This window comes from Achromobacter sp. 1011791174 (assembly GCF_059760925.1).
This window is the reverse complement of record NZ_JCBANH010000005.1, coordinates 40976-56963: the sequence shown is the minus strand read 5'-3', so window position 1 is coordinate 56963 and position 15988 is coordinate 40976. Positions and strand designations below refer to the sequence as shown.

Below are 15988 nucleotides of genomic sequence, written 5' to 3'. Positions count from 1 at the left end.
AGCCGCTCGTGTGTTCAATCGTCTCTCAGGAGCTGGCTATGAATGTACGTTCCATTTCCACGAAACGCCTCGCGGGCGCGCTCTGCGCCGCCGGACTGGTGCTGGGCGCCGCGGCCGCGCACGCCGCCGACCCGATCGGGCGCGCCGGCATCCAGGCGCAGTACGAGCAGGACGTGGCGAACTGCAAGAAGGGCACGACGGGCCAGGACCGCAGCGCCTGCCTGCGCGAGGCTGGCGCCGCCCGCGAGGAAGCCAATCGTCAGCGCTTGCAGGAGGGCTCGACGTCCCAGCTTCAGCAGAACATGCTGGACCGCTGCAATCGCCTGCCGCAGGCGTCCCGCCAGGACTGCATTACGCAGATGACCTCGCCCACCCAGGTGCGCGGCAGCGTGCAGGGCGGCGGCGTATTGCGCGAGACCGTGATCCAGGCGCCGGCCGAGAGCGCGCCGCCGCCCGCCGCCACGCCGGGCATGGCCCCGGCCACCGGCGCGCCGATGCGCCAGTAAGGCCGCGCCCGCCGGCGGCCGTGGCCGGCCGGACGGGCAGGGCGCGCGTCCGCGCGCGCCCATCGGGGCGCAGCCGCCGCCGCAATCAGGCAAAATGGCGGCTGTCGCCCTCACACACGCATATCCATGTCCGACGTCATCGCCCTGATTTTCGACTTCGACGACACGCTGGCCTCGGACAGCACGTCCGGGTTCCTGGGCAGCATCGGCGTGGACACCGCCAGTTTCTGGAAAGACCAGGTCGATCCGCTGCTGACCCATCACGATTGGGATCCGGTGCCCGCCTATCTGTACAAGATGATTCAGCTGTCGCAGGCCGGCCAGCACGGCCCGATCACGCAGCAGCGCCTGCGTGACTGGGGCGCGCGGCTGGAATTGCACGAAGGCGTTTCCACCCTGTTCCCGCGCCTGCGCGCGGCGGTGCGCGCCGAGCATCCGCAGGTGCAGCTGGAGTTCTACCTGATCTCCAGCGGCATCGGCGACGTGGTGCGTTCCACGCCCATCGCCCACGAGTTCACAGAGATCTGGGCGTCCGAGTTCACTTATGGCGCCGACGGCGGCATCGAGTTTCCGCGCCGCATCGTCAGCTTCACCGACAAGACGCGCTACCTGTTCCACATCCAGAAGGGCATCATCGGACGGGAGTTCCGCAACAAGCCGTTCGAGGTCAACCGCAAGGTGCCCGAGGACCGCCTGCGCGTGCCGTTCGACCAGATGGTCTTCGTCGGCGATGGCTACACCGACATTCCGTGCTTCTCGCTGATCCGCCGCGCCGGCGGCTTCGCCTTCGGCGTGTGGGACCCCAAGCACCGCGACAAGCGTAGCCGCGCCTGGGGCTTCATCGAGGAAGGCCGGGTGTCCAACCTGAATCAGGCCCGCTACGACGAGAACGCCGAGCTGTATCAATGGCTGGAAGAGGCCGTCACCAGCCTGGCTGGCCGCATCACGCTGAAGTCCCGGGTGTACCGTGGCTGAGGCGGCGCTGATCGCGCCGCCCGCGCCGTGGACCGCCCAGGACGAGCAGTTCATGCGGCTGGCGCTGGAACTGGCGCAGGAGGCCTACGACATCGGCGAGGTGCCGGTGGGCGCGCTGGTGGTGTCGGCGCAGGGCGACATCCTGGGCCGCGGCTACAACCGCACCATCATCGACCACGATCCCACCGCGCACGCCGAGATCGTGGCGCTGCGCGCCGCCGCCGCGCAGCTGGAGAACTACCGGCTGCCGGGCATCAGCGTCTATGTCACGCTGGAACCCTGCGTCATGTGCATCGGCGCCATGCTGCACGCGCGCCTGGCGCGGGTGGTGTTCGGCGCGCATGATCCCAAGACGGGTGCCTGCGGCAGCGTGCTGGATGTCGGCGCCGTCCCCAAACTCAATCACCACACCTCGGTCACAGGCGGCGTGCTGGCGGAAACCTGCGGCGACCTGCTGCGCCGGTTCTTCCGCGAGCGCCGCAGCAAGGAATCCAAAGCATGAGCAGCAAGTCCAAGAGCGGCAAGTCCAAGGCCGCCCACGATCACGACGCCCACCACGAGCACGCGCATGACCACGACGGCCATGTCTGCGACGATGACTGCGGCCACGACCATGATCATCCCCACGCGCTGCCGGACGCGCGCGGCATTTACCTGATTTCGCCGTCCTCGGCCGTGCGCGATCCCGACACCGTGGCGCTGGCGCGCCAGCGCCTGGAGGCCCAGGGCTTCAAGACCGCGCTGGACCGCACGGCGCTGGCCGTGCACCAGCGCTTTGCCGGCACCGACGCCCAGCGTCTGGCCAGCCTGACGCGCGCCACCAAGCAGAAGCTGCCCATCGTCATGGCGACGCGCGGCGGCTACGGCCTGGGTCGGCTGCTGCATCTGATCGACTGGAAGGCCATGGCCGACAGCGGCAAGCGCTTCGTCGGCCTGAGCGACTTCACCGCCTTCAACCTGGCCCTGCTGGCCAAGACCGGCGCGGTCAGCTACACCGGCGCGACCGCCGTCGCCGATTTCGGCGGCAAGAAGGTCGACGACCTGACCGAGGCGCTGTTCGGCGAGATCATGCGTGGCGAGCTGGAGATTCTCAGCTTCGAGACCCAGGACGCCGATCCGGTCGATTGCCGCGGCATCCTGTGGGGCGGCAACCTGGCGATGGTGGCGTCGCTGCTGGGCACGCCGTACATGCCCAAGGTGCGCGGCGGCATCCTGTTCCTGGAGGACGTGGCCGAGCATCCTTACCGCGTCGAGCGCATGTTGATCCAGCTGTGGCAAGCCGGCATCCTGGACAAGCAGAAGGCCATCGTGCTGGGCCGCTTCAGCGATTACAAGCTGGCGCCGCATGACAATGGCTATGACCTGCACGAAGTCGTCGCCTGGCTGCGCAAGACGGTCAAGGTGCCGGTGGTCACGGGCCTGCCCTACGGCCACGTCGCCACCAAGGCCACGCTGCCGATCGGACAGAAGGTCGGCCTGGCCACCGAGCCGGGCATGGCGCACCTGGTGATCGACGAGCATATGCATTGAGGTGGACCCCGCCGGCGAGGCGGGATCCTGCGAGGCGCTTTCCCGCTACTTGAACAGGCGATCGACCAGGGACTTGGCCTTCTGTTCGCCTTGTCGCTTGGCCTCGGCCTGTTCCTGAGGGGATTGGGCCGCCTTGTCGCAAGCGTCCGCATAGCTCGGGAAGCGCGAGGCGCATTCTTGCGCCAGCTTGCGCGCCTTGTCCCAGCTTTCGGTCTGCCCGTAGAAGGCGATGGCGTCGGGCCAAGCTGGTCCGGCATCCCGGAAATAGCTGAAGCCCTGGTCCATGACGGCCGCGGCCGGGCTATGCTGCCCCGCGCCGGCCAGCGCGTTCGCGCGCAGCACGTAAAGTTGCCAGGCCCGGTCCTCCTGGGATTGCAGATTCTTGTCGAGAACCGCGCCCGCGCGCGCGGACACAGCGGATTGCTCCGCCTGCGCCATGCTCAACATCATCAGGGGCAATGCATGCCGGGCGCTGGGACCGGAGGCGGCCTGTGCGGCGAGCTTGCGCGCCAACGCGTAGTCCTGCGCCTGCATGGCCTGTTGGGCCTCGTTGGCCGCCCGATAGTTTTTGAGCAGTGCGGCCGTGCGCCGTTGCGCGCGGGCCTTTTCCCATGGCGCGGACAAAGGAGCGGGACGGGGCTTGCCCGCCAGCAGGGGCGCGACCTGCGCGGTCAGCGACGTCAGGCGCGCCTCTGTGCTCGGATGGCTGACCGTCACCTTTTTCCACAAGTCGTCCAGTCCATTGCGCAGATCCGCGCCGGCGCCAGCCAGGCCGGCATTCAGGGAGGCTTGCATTTCGGTCAGCGGCGCTACCCCGTTGCCGCCGGCCTGCTTACGGGCTTCCTGTGCCGCCGCCAGCTTGAGTTGTTCGACCATGCGCTTGCGCCGCTCGTCCTCGGCCTTGGCATGTTCCATCTCCCAGGTGGCCTGCCGCTCAAGGAAAGCCTTGAAGCCTTGCGCGTAGGAATAGCCGAGCTGCATGCTGATCGTGGCGCCGAAACGGTCGGCGTTTTCTTCCTGCTGTCTGTTCCAGGCGGGAACCAGCACATTCTTGCCCAGCGTGTATGAGGCGATGATGCTGTCCACCGGCCCCCAGCCGGCGGCGCTGCCCGCCTTGCGTGCGAGGCTCGCGCCCAGCGCGGCCAGCTTGGCGACCTGGTCGCTGGCGACGGTGGTCGATTCGAGCTGGTGGTAGTCCAGGTAGATATGGCCGAACTCATGCGAGAGGATGGCCACGATCTCATCTTCGGACTCAGCCGAAGAGATCCATCCCAAGGACAGGTAGATGTTGCCGGCTCCGGTGCTGTGGGCCTCCAGAGCGGATGACGTTGTCACATGGACGGCGCCCGGCCAGCCCGGGACGCCGGCAGCGGTCTTGATTCGTGCGAGCAGGCCGTTCAGATAGGCCTGCAGCTCAGGCATCGCAATCAGACCCAGTTGCTGCGCGCGCGCGCTGCGGACGTCGCGTTCGAGGTCCGGCCATTGGCGTTGGGGCGGCGGCGGGGGCAGTTCGCCGGTCTTGAAGCCCAGACCGCTGCCTGGAACTTGGGCGCAGCCGGCCAGGACAAGGGCGAGGGCGAATACGGCGGGGCGGAAGGGAAGGTGGCGCATCGGCATCTCAGCGGCACACATTCTCGCCGGCGCCAGCGGTGGACCCGGTGGGCGCAGGCACGCCCTTGACGACCGGTCCGCACTGTGCTGACGATCCGCGCGCGACGCGCACGTGCATGCTGTCCACCCAATAGGTCGCGCCGTCGACGTGGATCTTGTAGAAGTCCTCGCGTGTCTCCAGCACGGGCCAGGGCATGCCCTGGCCGTCGGATTTGGCCGTCGGCGTTCCGCCGCCGGGCTGCGCGTACAAGGGCAGCGGTTTCATGCTGGCGGCGACGATCTGGTCGGCGGCGGCTGTTCCGTGCCAGGACAGCACAGCGGCGATGGCGGCAAACGCGACGGAACGCTTGGACATGCGGGTCTACTCCTATCGAGATTGGTCGGGGGAAGGGGATGCCGGCGGAGCAGGCTGCTGGGCGTCTTTCGGGGGCTTGCCGGCGATGAATCGGGTGACGCGATTGGTCCAGCCCAGCCATTGCGCCGCCAGGGCCATGACGGCCAGATCGACGACGGGCAAGGTGCCGACGTTGGCGTATTTCTGGGCCAGCAGGACGATGTACAGCACGGCCAGCGAGGAAAAGACGATGGCGGCGGCCTTGCGCAAGATCAGGGCGAGCACGACCAGCAACATTTCCAGGGCCCTGCGGACCAGCCAGGCGCAAGCCGCGCCGTCGCGCCGCAGCGCCGCCAGCCGACGCAGCCGGCTGAGCCAGCCCTGGGCCGCGTCCAGGGCCTGCAAGCTCTCGGGCACGGGTAGCGAGCTGGAAGGAAAGCGCCATTGCGTCGGCGGCGTGAGCAGGGCGCGGGCGTGACGCGAGCGGGTCCGCAGCCATTCGGCCATCCAGTGCGTCAGCCAATGCAGGAGGTGCGCGATCACGATCACGGGAATGCCCAGCAGCCACAGGATGTTTGGCGGCCAAATTTCCCATTCGACGGCGCGCTTGTAGCGGTCGCCGTAGGTCAGCAGATTGTCGAGCGCCATGGCATGCATGAATACGCCAGGGATCGCGTCATGAACGGGCGACAGCACGGTGTCGTTGAAGCCGCTCAGCGCGGCGCCGATCATGACGTAGCGGCCTTTGAGCAGGTCGTCCAGCCTGGCCTGATCGGCGTCGGAAGGGCGCAGTTCGGACAAGGTCAGCGCGCGGGTATAGGGACAGACCGGCATGCCGGCGTCCGCGTCGCCAAGCAGCTTGCGTACATAAGTAGGCAACATCTCCACGTAGCCGCCGCGCGCCTGGCGGCATTGCGGCGAAAAGCGCCGCTGGTCGGCATTGTCGACACCCCAGGTCAAGGCCATCGCATCGTGACTCCGTGCAATGGCGATACCGGCCGCGTCCTGCGCGATGGCCAGGGCCGCGCTGCGTTCGTCGCCCTCCGGCCAGAGCGGATAGCTCCAGACCAGCCTGTCGACCTTGCTGGCCGTGTAGCGCACGTCCACCAGCGTGAAGCAAGGCGGCTCGCCTTCCGGGTTGATCAGGCCCGAGCGCAGGCGCAAGCGCCCGGCATCGTCCGGTAGCGCGGCCAGGAAGGCGGGTACCCCGGCGTCGCGCAGATCGCAGAGCGCGGCCATCAGTTCGGGCAGGGTGCTGTCCTCGCGTTCGCGTCCCAGCGTAATGTCGAGGAATATCGCGCGCGGCTTGTAGATCAGGCCGATGTTGCGCAGCCAGCGCGCGTAGCTCTGGTAGGTTACGGGCCAGGTGCCCTTCTGCGGATCCAGCGACGCGTCGTCGATCAGCACCACCGTGGTGTCGTCGCGGCGCGCTGCGTCGTAGTGCCCGCCAACCAGGCGGGCCTGCAGCCGAGCCACGGCATAGGTCAGCAGGTCCGAACTGGGCGTCAGCCTCGGCGTGGCCCACAGCATCGTGATCGCCACGATCGCGGCGACGATCAAGGAACGGAAATACAGCTCGGCTTTTTCTGTGGGCTTCGGTGCGTCTGTCACGAAACGGCGGCTACGAGCAAGGCGGTTATCCGGATGCCCGGGCCCGACGGAGCGGCCGGCGGACAGGGCGTGTCGCGGATTTTACCTGATTTAATACAAATATTTACATTAAGACAACAAATGGGACGTCTGTGCGCCGGCTTTCGGCGCGGAACAGGTCGCGCGGCCAGCTGGCAGTCACGCGAGCTTGGTACACTATCGGGTTTCCCCGCGTGCGCCTGCTGCGCGCCGCGCAACCCCAGACATCAAGATTCCTCACTAGACACCGTGATCTCAACCGCCAATCTCACCATCCAGTTCGGTCCCAAGCCCCTGTTCGAGAACGTCAGCGTCAAGTTCGGCGAAGGCAACCGCTACGGGCTGATCGGGGCCAACGGGTCCGGCAAGTCGACGTTCATGAAGATCATCGGCGGCGACCTAGAACCCTCGGCGGGCAACGTGTCGCTGGAGCCGGGCGTGCGCCTGGGCAAGCTGCGCCAGGACCAGTTCGCGTTCGAGGACTTCCGGGTGCTGGACGTGGTCATGATGGGCCACACCGAAATGTGGTCGGCCATGTCCGAGCGCGACGCGATCTACGCCAACCCCGAGGCCAGCGAAGACGACTACATGCGCGCCGCCGACCTGGAGGCCAAGTTCGCCGAATACGACGGCTACACCGCCGAGGCGCGCGCCGGCGAGCTGCTGCTGGGCCTGGAAATCGCCGTCGACCTGCACAACCTGCCGATGCGCGAAGTGGCGCCGGGCTGGAAGCTGCGCGTGCTGCTGGCGCAGGCGCTGTTCTCGAATCCCGACGTGCTGCTGCTGGACGAGCCGACCAACAACCTGGACATCAACACGATCCGCTGGCTGGAGAACGTGCTCAACGGCTACCAGAGCACGATGATCATCATCAGCCACGATCGTCACTTCCTGAACCAGGTGTGCACGCACATGGCCGACGTGGACTATGGCGAGATCCGCATCTACCCCGGCAACTACGACGACTACATGCTGGCCTCGACCCAGGCTCGCGAGCGCCTGGTGTCCAACAACGCCAAGGCCAAGGAACGCGTCGCCGAACTGCAGGACTTCGTGCGCCGCTTCGCCGCCAACAAGTCGAAGTCGCGCCAGGCCACGTCGCGCCTGAAGCAGATCGACCGCATCAAGGCCGAGCAGGTCGAGGTCAAGCCCTCGTCGCGCCAGAACCCGTACATCCGCTTCGAGCAGAACAAGGTCATGCACCGCCAGGCGGTCAACGTCGAGCACCTGACCAAGTCCTACGACGCGCCGGTCATCAAGAATTTCTCGGCCATGGTCGAAGCCGGCGAGAAGATCGCCATCATCGGCGCCAACGGCGTCGGCAAGACCACCTTGCTGCGCCTGCTGGCCACGGACCTGGCGCCGGATTCCGGCACGGTGAAATGGTCGGAAAACGCCGACCTGGGCTACATGGCCCAGGACGTGTCCGACCAGTTCCTGCAGACCGACAGCAACCTGCTGGACTGGATGGGCGACCACCGCCAGCCGGGCGACGACGACCAGTCCATCCGCTCGGTGCTGGGCCGCCTGCTGTTCTCGGCCGACGACCTGCCCAAGGCGCCCAAGGTGCTGTCCGGCGGCGAGAAGAACCGCATGACCTTCGGCCGCCTGATGCTGGGCCGGCACAACGTCATGCTGCTGGACGAGCCGACCAACCACCTGGATATGGAATCGATCGAATCGCTGCAGTTCGCGCTGGAGAAATACCAGGGCACGCTGGTGTTCGTGTCGCATGACCGCGAGTTCGTGTCCGGCCTGGCCACGCGCGTGATCGAGATCCTGCCGTCCGGCGAAATCGTCGACTACCGTGGCGGCTACGAGGACTACCTGACCTCGCGCGGCATCGAAGCCTGAGCCTGCTGACGGGCCTTGCGCCCGCCGGCTGCAAACGGCGCGCCTGACGGTGCGCCGTTTGCCTTTGCCGGCCGCCATGTCGTTCTGGATCGGCGGCTTTCAGCAAACCGCAATACGCGCCGCGCTATCATCGGCGCGGCCCGGCTCCGCCCAACAGCCACGGCCGGGTTTCTTCCTCCCACGTTTTTTCGCGGACCGCCGGATGTCATTTCAGCGGCCAGCGTCTCGCAGCCATGCCTCCCTCTACCCACAGCGCGCCCGATGGCGCGCAATTGAGCGCCTTCGCGCTGACCGCGCGCATTGTCGCCATCGCCTTCTTCACCTTCATCTGCTATCTGGCCATCGGCCTGCCGCTGGCGGTGCTGCCCGGCTATGTGCATGGGCAACTGGGCTACGGCTCGGTGCTGGCCGGGCTGGCGATCAGCGTGCAGTACGCGGCCACGCTGTTGAGCCGTTCGCACGCCGGACGCATGGCCGACACGGTGGGCCCCAAGCAGACCGCCGTCGTCGGCATGGCGGCCTGCGCCGTCAGCGGCGTGTTCCTGTTGCTGGCCTATGCCTTCGAGCGCAGCGCGTGGCTCAGCCTGTCCGCCATCATCGCCAGCCGGTTGGCGCTGGGTTTCGGCGAGAGCTGGGTCGGCACGGGCGCGGCCACCTGGGCCATCGCGCGCGTCGGGCCGCTACACACCGCGCGGGTGATTTCCTGGAACGGCATCTGCACCTATGGCGGCCTGGCGCTGGGCGCGCCGCTGGGCGTGTACCTGGAAAGGGAATGGAGCATGGGCGCGCTGGGCGGCGCGGTGCTGCTGCTGGGACTGGCGGGCCTGGGACTGGCGCTGGCGCGAAAGGCGGTGGCCGTGGTCGGCGGACACCGCATGGCGTTCAAGAGCGTGGTGCTGCGCGTGTTTCCGCATGGCATGGCGCTTGGGCTGGGTTCGGTGGGCTTCGGCACGCTGGCGGCCTTCGTGGCGCTGTACTACGCCAGCCGCTCTTGGGAGGGCGCGGCCCACGCGCTCAGCGCCTTCGGCTGCGCGTTCATCGGCGTGCGGCTGTTGTTCGCCGGCACGATCACGCGTTACGGCGGCTTCCGGGTGGCGCAGGTTTCTTTCCTGGTCGAAGCCGCCGGGTTGGCGCTGCTGTGGCTGGCGCCTAGCACCGGCCTGGCCTTGATGGGCGCCGCGTTGACCGGTTGCGGCTTCGCGCTGGTGTTTCCGGCGATCGGGGTGGAGGCGGTGGCCAGGGTGCCGGCGGGCAGCCGGGGCGCGGCGCTGGGCGCCTACTCGGCCTTCCTGGATCTGGCGCTGGGCGTGACCGGGCCCGTGGCCGGCTATATCTCGGGCGGCTTCGGCTATCCGGCCATCTTCCTGTCGGCGGCGCTGGCGGTGCTGGTGGGTTTCGGGATCGCCACGGGCCTGTATCGGCATGCGGCCAGGCAGGCTCGGGCCGCTGCTGGAAATATATAGCTAATAGTTATTAAAAAATTCGATAAAACTAGTTTGGATTCATATAACGAATTGTTAGATTAGGTGCCGTCCCAACGCGCGCCCACGATTCGTTTCCATGAACCTGACCTTCGACCACGTCCACAAGCAATTCGGCGACCTGCCCGTCGTTGAGGGCTTCAGCAGCGAATTCAAGACCGGCGAACTGGTCGCGCTGGTCGGCCCGTCGGGCTGCGGCAAGTCCACGCTGCTGCACCTGGCCGCCGGCCTGGAAGCGCCTACGCAGGGCCAGGTGCTGGCCGACGGCAAGCCGGTGGCCGGTCCGCATCCCAGCCGCACCCTGGTGTTCCAGGAACATGCGCTGTACCCCTGGTTGACCCTGCAGGACAACGTGGCGCTGGCGCTGGAATTCCAGAACATCCCCAAGGCACGCGCGCGGGACGGCGCGCGCGACTGGTTGGCCCGCGTCGGTCTGGGCGGCTTCGAGAAGTACTACCCGCATCAGGTGTCCGGCGGCATGCGTCAGCGCGCCGCGCTGGCGCGCGCCTTCATCGCCCAGCCGCAGACCATGCTGATGGACGAGCCCTTCGGCGCGCTGGACGCGCTGACCCGCCTGAGCCTGCAGGACGTGCTGCGCCAGCTGATCGCGCAGGAACGCCCCACGGTGCTGCTGGTCACGCACGACGTGGACGAGGCGCTGTTCCTGGCCGACCGCATCGTGGTGTTCAGCGCCCGCCCGGCGCGCGTGCTGCGCGAGTTCAACCTGGCGCATCGCGTCAAGAGCCACGACCTGTCCGACCTGGCCGACGAGAAGCGCGAGATCCTGCGGCTGCTGGGCATCTCGGTAGGCGGGGCCAGCGCGCATGCCGACATGGCGCTGGCCGCCTGAGGCGCGCCGTCGCGCAATTCTTCCCATACGCGGTCCATCAAGCGGGGCCGCGCCTGAATCGAAATCCCTGGAGCACTCGATGAAACTCAAGCAATGGCTGTCCCTGCCGCTGGCCGCGGCGCTGCTGGCAGCGGCCCCCGCGATGGCGGCCGAGAAATTCCGCGTCGGCTATCTGCGCGTGATGGATGACGCGCAGGCCATCGTGGCCCAGGAAGGCGGCTACTACAAGAAGGCCGGCCTGGATTCCGAGCTGATCGAATTCAAGTCGGGCACCGACCTGATCAAGGCCATCGTCGGCGGCCAGCTGGACATCGGCGTGCTGGGCTTCACCAACGCAGTGGCCTGGGCCTCCAAGGGCGCGGATCTGAAGGTGGTGGGCGGCGCGCAGCAGGGCTATCACTCGCTCATCGTGCGCGACGATTCCGGCATCAAGGACATCGCCGGCCTGAAGGGCAAGACGCTGGCCTCGCAGGCCGAGGGCAGCACCGCCGATGTGGTGCTCAAGGGCGTGGTCCTGAAAGAGGGCAAGCTGACGCCCGACGACGTCAACGTCATGGGCGTGAGCCCGGCCGTGGCGGTGCAGTCGCTGGTGGGCAAGCGCGTGGACGCGGCCTTCCTGTTCGAACCCTATGACCGCATCGCCCAGCTGGTGGCGCCGGTCAAGCAGATCTACGAAGTGGGCCAGGCCTGGCCGTTCCCCTGCATGGTGGTGATCACCTCCGGCGAGACGCTGGCCAAGCGCAAGGACGATGTCTGGAAGGCGCTGGACGCGCAGAACCAGGCCATCGACCTGCTGCAGAAGCAGCCGGCCCAGGCGTCCAAGCTGATCGCGTCCTACTTCATCGCCGAGCCGACGCTCAAGACCCTGACGCGCGGCGAGCTGCCGCGCGAGACGGTGATCGCCGAGGCCATCAGCACCCAGGTGTTCACGCCCAAGCTGACCGACAAGGACACGCGCCGCATGCAGGAGATCGCCGACATCCTGCAGGCCCAGGGTTCGCTCAAGACGCGCGACGGCAAGCCGTATGACGTGTCCAGCATCGTCGATCTGTCCTGGCAAGAGGCTCGCAAGCTTTGAGCGCTTCCACTCGCGTGACCGGCGCCCGCAAGCATCTGGCGGGCGCCTTGGGCGTCGTATTCATTCTTGCGCTGTGGCAGGCCGCGGCGCTGGCCCTGCCTGACTTCCTGATGCCGGGCGTGCCGGCCGTGCTGACGCGTCTGGTCGAGGACCTGGGCAAGGAATCCTTCCACCAGAGCCTGCTGGGTACGCTGGGCCGTCTTGGCGCCGGCTATGGCCTGGCGCTGGCGGCCGGCATCGGCTTTGGCCTGGTGGCGGCGGTGCTGTTCTTCTTCCGCGAGGTGCTGCGCAGCGCCATCGTCATCCTGCAGTCGATTCCGTCGATCGCCTGGGTGCCGCTGTTCCTGATCGTCATGGGTTTCGGTAGCGCGCCCATCATCGTGGTGGTGGCGTTGTCGGCATTCTTCCCGGCCGCGCTGAGCGTGATGAACGCCACCGAATCGGTGCAGCGCGTGCATGTGTCGGCAGCCCGTGTCATGGGCGCCACGCGCTGGGGGCTGGTCAAGCGGGTCTACCTGCCGGCGGTCATGCCCGAACTCATCACCGGCGCGCAGCTGGCGTTTGGCAATGCGTGGCGGGCGCTGATCTCGGCCGAGATGCTGATCGGCTTCGGCAAGGGCCTGGGCCGCTCGCTGGCGTATTCGGGCGAGATCGCGGACATGACCGGCGTGATGACCAACATCCTGGTCATCGCCGTGCTGGCCGCGCTGATCGACCAGTTCGTGCTCGAGAACCTCAAGCACCGCCTGCTGCGTTACCAGTACGTATAAGGCGCGCATCATGCTGCCTGAACGGATCGGCGTTTTTCTGGCCCTGGCGGCGGCGATCTGCCTGCCGCTGGCCGGCGCCGCGCCGTCCGCGCCGCCCGAGCCCTTTGCTGCGGCGCGTGCGCGCGGCGAGCTGGTCATCGGCTTGCCCTACGTGGCGCCGCCGCCGGTCGCTGGCGCCAAGATCCGCACGCCCGATGGCCTGGACGTGGCGGCTGCCGAGAAGCTGGCCCAGAGCCTGGGCCTGCAGTTCAGCCTGCGCCAGTTGACCGCGGAAGAAGCCGGCCCCGCGCTGGCCTCGGGACAGGTGGATCTGGTGCTGGGCGAGCGCGCGGGCGTCGAGGCCGCCGCCGCCGTTCCCGGCGCGCAACTGGCCTGGCAAGGCACGGGCTATGCCGTCCGTCCCAAGGCCGTCATTCGCAGCGATACGCGCATGCGCAGCGGCGCCGACACGCGCGGCCGCCGCGTGTGCATGGCGCAGGCCGCGACCGCGGCCCAGGCGCAGGCGCGCGCCTGGGGGGCCGAGGTGCGCACCTATCGTGTGCCTTCCGATGCGCTGGTGGCGGTGCGAGAGGGCGATTGCGACGTGGGCCTGATCGACGACGCGCTGTGGGAGCCGCTGATGCGCTTTCCCGAGTGGAAGAAATTCTCGTCGACGCTGGCCGCCGAAGGGGCGCGCGCCGAACGGGCGTGGCTGGTGTCCGCCGCGGCGCCGGCCGACCGCGCCTGGCTGGCCGCCGAAATGCGCGCCTGGGACCGCGCCGGCGCCTGGAAGGCGCTGGCCGCCAAGTGGGCGCGCGACGTGGCCTTCGACGTGTACCTGGACCAGGAAGTGCCGGACTGCCACGGCTAGGAGCGCGCCGCGCGGGCCGCTGCACTTACAATGCGCGGCTATGAGCCACACGCTGACCGCGCCCTGCGCGCACCAGGAAGACATCAAGAAAAGCCGCTTCGCCGCCTTTGCCGCGCCCGTGTCCACGGTGGATGAGGCGATGCGCTTCTTCGCCGCGAACAGCGATCCCGAGGCCACGCACAACTGCTGGGCCTACAAGATCGGCCAGGAATACCGTTTTAACGATGACGGCGAGCCGGGCGGCACGGCGGGCCGGCCGATCCTGCAGGCGATCGAAGGGCAGGGCATGGACCGGGTGGCGGTGCTGGTGGTGCGCTGGTTCGGCGGCGTGAAGCTGGGCGCGGGCGGGCTGGTGCGCGCTTACGGCGGCTGCGCCGCCAACTGCCTGCGGGCGGGCGAACGGACCGAGATCGTCGATCTGGCCACGGTGGGCTGCCAGTGTGGCTTTGCCGAGCTGCCCTTGCTGAAGTCGCGGCTGGCCGGCGCCGGCGCGGTGATGCTGCATGAAGACTATGGCGCCGATGGCGTTGCGCTGCGCTTCACCGTGCCGCGCGCGGTCGTGGCCGAGCTTGAGGTGACGGCCGCCAATATCACGCGCGGGCGGTCCGCCTGGGAAATCCTGTCCTGAAAAAAACAAAGCCCCGTGCAGGGGCTTTGCTTTTTGCGGAAAGGCGCGGCTGGGTCAGGCGTCCTGGCCGTCCTGCGCGGCGGCGATTTCCTGGTGGACCTTTTCCATGTCCACTTCCTTGATCTTGGTGAGCAGTTCCTTGAGCTGGCCGCCCGACAAGGCGCCCGGCTGCGAGAACAGCAGCACTTTTTCGCGGAACACCATCAGGGTGGGGATGGAGCGGATGCCCAGCGCGCCGGCCAGTTCCTGTTCGACGTCGGTGTTCACCTTGGCGAAGGTCACGTCGGGATGCTCGGTGGCAGCCTGCTCGAACACGGGCGCGAAGCCGCGGCAGGGGCCACACCAGGGCGCCCAGAAGTCGACGATCAGCGTGCCGTCCGGCGTGATGGCGTCCTGGAAACTGTCTTTGGTGAGTTCAACGATGCTCATTTTCTGTCCTTGCCGCGCGGGCGGCAGTAGAGGCGATGCGAGGGGCGGGGCTGTGCGGGCCATTTCCGCCCGATCCGGCGATGCGCGATCCTGACGCTGAGTTGTCAATATAGTGCCGGGAACGCGGGCATCGCAATGGTGAGGCGTCCTGTCGGGCGCGGGCCGGGGCGCTCAGGCTCCGGTGCGGGTGGATAGTCCGGCGCCGTTCTTCAACGACGCCACGATTTCGAAGGAGCGGAGTCGGTCGCGGATATCGAAGAAGTCCGAGACGATCATGACTTCATCGGCCTCCGTTTCGGCGACCAGCGCCTCGAGCTTGCGCTTGACCGTGTCCGGGCCGCCGACGATGGCCGCGCCCAGTCGTTGTTCGACCGCCGCGCGTTCCCATTCGTTCCATACGCCGTCCATGCTCTCGACCGGCGGCTGCAACTGCAGCCGGTTGCCACGCACTAGGGAAAGGAACTTCAGTTCCTGCGTGGTGGCCTGGAAGCGCGCGGCCTCGTCCGTTTCGGCGGCGATGACGGGCACGCCGATCATCGAATAGGGCTTGGACAGCGTGGCGGACGGCTTGAACAGGTGCCGGTAGAGGCGCATCGCGGCCATGCCCTCGGGCGAGAAATGACCGGCGAAGGAGAACGGCAGGCCCAGCTCGGCGGCCATGCGGGCGCTGAAGTCGCTCGACCCTAGCAGCCAGATGGGAATGTCCAGACCTTCGCCGGGAATCGCGCGCACCGGCTGTCCCGGACGCGAGGGCGCCAGGAAGCCGCGCAACTCTTCAACCAGCGCGGGGAATTCCAGGCCGCTGCGCGGGCCGCGCCGCAGCGCGTGCTGCGTGGCGCCGTCGCTGCCGGGCGCGCGGCCCAGGCCCAGGTCGATGCGGCCGGGATACAGGGTTTCCAGCGTGCCGAACTGCTCGGCGATGATCAGCGGCGCGTGATTGGGCAGCATCACGCCGCCCGAGCCCACGCGCAGCGTCTTGGTGTGCGCGGCCACGTGGCCGATCAGCACCGCCGTGGCGCTGCTGGCCACGCCGTTGATGTTGTGGTGTTCCGCCAGCCAGAAGCGGTTGTAGCCCAATCGTTCGGCCTGCTGCGCGACCGCGACGGTGTTGCGGAAGGCGTCGGCCGCGTCGCGGCCCTGGACGATGGGAGCCAGGTCCAGGATCGAAAAGGGAATGCGGGCCAGCGCGCTCATCGGGCGATCCTACAGTCCGTGGGCGAGGACGGACGGGCGATGCCGATCTCGCCTGTTGCGTTACAGGCGCCGGGGCGGGCGGGGTGGCGTTCAAGGTGCAAGGCGGACTCCATATGCTGGGATACTTGGGGAGTGTATCGACGAATTCAAGCCCGGCAGGCAGCAACCTTGTCGGCCTGCGGGTTGATCGCTTTTGCCAATCGGCGCGATTGACGCAGTCCATGCCCCGGAAACGACGCCGCCAGCGCATGTGCGCTGGCGGCGGGAAC

At 67.8% G+C, this 15988-nt stretch carries 16 protein-coding genes; 11 read left to right on the top strand and 5 right to left on the bottom strand.

Going from position 1 to position 15988, the window contains the following annotated elements:
* Nucleotides 1–38: 38 nt before the first annotated feature.
* The 4 genes from AC6LJ5_RS03080 (at nt 39) to AC6LJ5_RS03065 (ending at nt 3011) form a co-directional block, all read left to right on the top strand.
* The gene (locus tag AC6LJ5_RS03080) at nt 39–506 is read left to right on the top strand and encodes a hypothetical protein (protein WP_103274608.1); all 468 of its coding nucleotides are present in this window, start codon (nt 39–41) and stop codon (nt 504–506) included.
* A 126-nt stretch (nt 507–632) separates the two neighbouring features.
* Nucleotides 633–1481 carry a haloacid dehalogenase-like hydrolase gene (locus tag AC6LJ5_RS03075; protein WP_103274607.1) on the top strand — a complete coding sequence of 283 codons (849 nt, stop codon included), beginning with the start codon at nt 633–635 and terminating at the stop codon, nt 1479–1481.
* Between the two features lie 10 nt (nt 1482–1491).
* On the top strand, nt 1492–1983 hold the full coding sequence (gene tadA / locus AC6LJ5_RS03070) for a tRNA adenosine(34) deaminase TadA (protein WP_212317002.1): 492 nt from the start codon (nt 1492–1494) through the stop codon (nt 1981–1983).
* On the top strand, nt 1980–3011 hold the full coding sequence (locus AC6LJ5_RS03065; protein ID WP_498139801.1) for an LD-carboxypeptidase: 1032 nt from the start codon (nt 1980–1982) through the stop codon (nt 3009–3011). Before tadA ends, AC6LJ5_RS03065 begins: the two co-directional genes overlap by 4 nt.
* Before the next feature lie 45 nt (nt 3012–3056).
* On the opposite strand, the gene AC6LJ5_RS03060 is transcribed toward AC6LJ5_RS03065, so the two are convergent.
* The 3 genes from AC6LJ5_RS03060 to AC6LJ5_RS03050 are packed head-to-tail and all read right to left on the bottom strand — an operon-like array spanning nt 3057 to nt 6567.
* Nucleotides 3057–4628 carry a M48 family metalloprotease gene (locus AC6LJ5_RS03060; RefSeq protein ID WP_498139800.1) on the bottom strand — a complete coding sequence of 524 codons (1572 nt, stop codon included), beginning with the start codon at nt 4626–4628 and terminating at the stop codon, nt 3057–3059.
* Between the two features lies 1 nt (nt 4629).
* On the bottom strand, nt 4630–4977 hold the full coding sequence (locus tag AC6LJ5_RS03055) for a hypothetical protein (RefSeq protein WP_498139799.1): 348 nt from the start codon (nt 4975–4977) through the stop codon (nt 4630–4632).
* A gap of 12 nt (nt 4978–4989) precedes the next feature.
* A complete protein-coding gene (locus AC6LJ5_RS03050; protein WP_498139798.1) occupies nt 4990–6567 on the bottom strand; it encodes a CHASE2 domain-containing protein in 1578 nt (525 codons plus the stop codon).
* A 267-nt stretch (nt 6568–6834) separates the two neighbouring features.
* On the opposite strand from AC6LJ5_RS03050, the gene AC6LJ5_RS03045 reads away from it, so the two are divergent.
* From AC6LJ5_RS03045 to AC6LJ5_RS03015, 7 genes are all read left to right on the top strand, one after another.
* Nucleotides 6835–8439: an ABC-F family ATPase gene (locus tag AC6LJ5_RS03045; RefSeq protein ID WP_103274604.1), complete on the top strand. Its 1605-nt coding sequence runs from the start codon at nt 6835–6837 to the stop codon at nt 8437–8439.
* A 233-nt stretch (nt 8440–8672) separates the two neighbouring features.
* Nucleotides 8673–9902 (top strand): MFS transporter, encoded by a 1230-nt coding sequence (locus tag AC6LJ5_RS03040; RefSeq protein ID WP_498139797.1) that lies wholly within the window; start codon nt 8673–8675, stop codon nt 9900–9902.
* Between the two features lie 97 nt (nt 9903–9999).
* The gene (locus AC6LJ5_RS03035) at nt 10000–10770 is read left to right on the top strand and encodes an ABC transporter ATP-binding protein (RefSeq protein ID WP_103274602.1); all 771 of its coding nucleotides are present in this window, start codon (nt 10000–10002) and stop codon (nt 10768–10770) included.
* 79 nt (nt 10771–10849) lie between these two features.
* Nucleotides 10850–11848, top strand: a complete 999-nt coding sequence (locus AC6LJ5_RS03030) for an ABC transporter substrate-binding protein (protein WP_212316966.1) — start codon at nt 10850–10852, stop codon at nt 11846–11848.
* Nucleotides 11845–12618: an ABC transporter permease gene (locus tag AC6LJ5_RS03025; protein ID WP_498139796.1), complete on the top strand. Its 774-nt coding sequence runs from the start codon at nt 11845–11847 to the stop codon at nt 12616–12618. The genes AC6LJ5_RS03030 and AC6LJ5_RS03025 overlap by 4 nt, the downstream gene beginning before the upstream one ends.
* 10 nt (nt 12619–12628) lie before the next feature.
* Nucleotides 12629–13468, top strand: coding sequence for a transporter substrate-binding domain-containing protein (locus AC6LJ5_RS03020; RefSeq protein WP_498139795.1), 840 nt, complete (start codon nt 12629–12631; stop codon nt 13466–13468).
* A 40-nt stretch (nt 13469–13508) separates the two neighbouring features.
* On the top strand, nt 13509–14096 hold the full coding sequence (locus tag AC6LJ5_RS03015) for an IMPACT family protein (protein WP_103274598.1): 588 nt from the start codon (nt 13509–13511) through the stop codon (nt 14094–14096).
* A gap of 54 nt (nt 14097–14150) precedes the next feature.
* Here AC6LJ5_RS03015 and AC6LJ5_RS03010 read toward each other — a convergent pair whose 3' ends face one another.
* Together AC6LJ5_RS03010 and AC6LJ5_RS03005 are read right to left on the bottom strand one after the other, a co-directional pair.
* The gene (locus tag AC6LJ5_RS03010; protein ID WP_103274597.1) at nt 14151–14525 is read right to left on the bottom strand and encodes a thioredoxin family protein; all 375 of its coding nucleotides are present in this window, start codon (nt 14523–14525) and stop codon (nt 14151–14153) included.
* Between the two features lie 171 nt (nt 14526–14696).
* Complete coding sequence (locus tag AC6LJ5_RS03005; RefSeq protein WP_103274596.1) at nt 14697–15719, bottom strand: LLM class flavin-dependent oxidoreductase; 1023 nt, start codon at nt 15717–15719, stop codon at nt 14697–14699.
* Between the last annotated feature and the right edge of the window lie 269 nt (nt 15720–15988).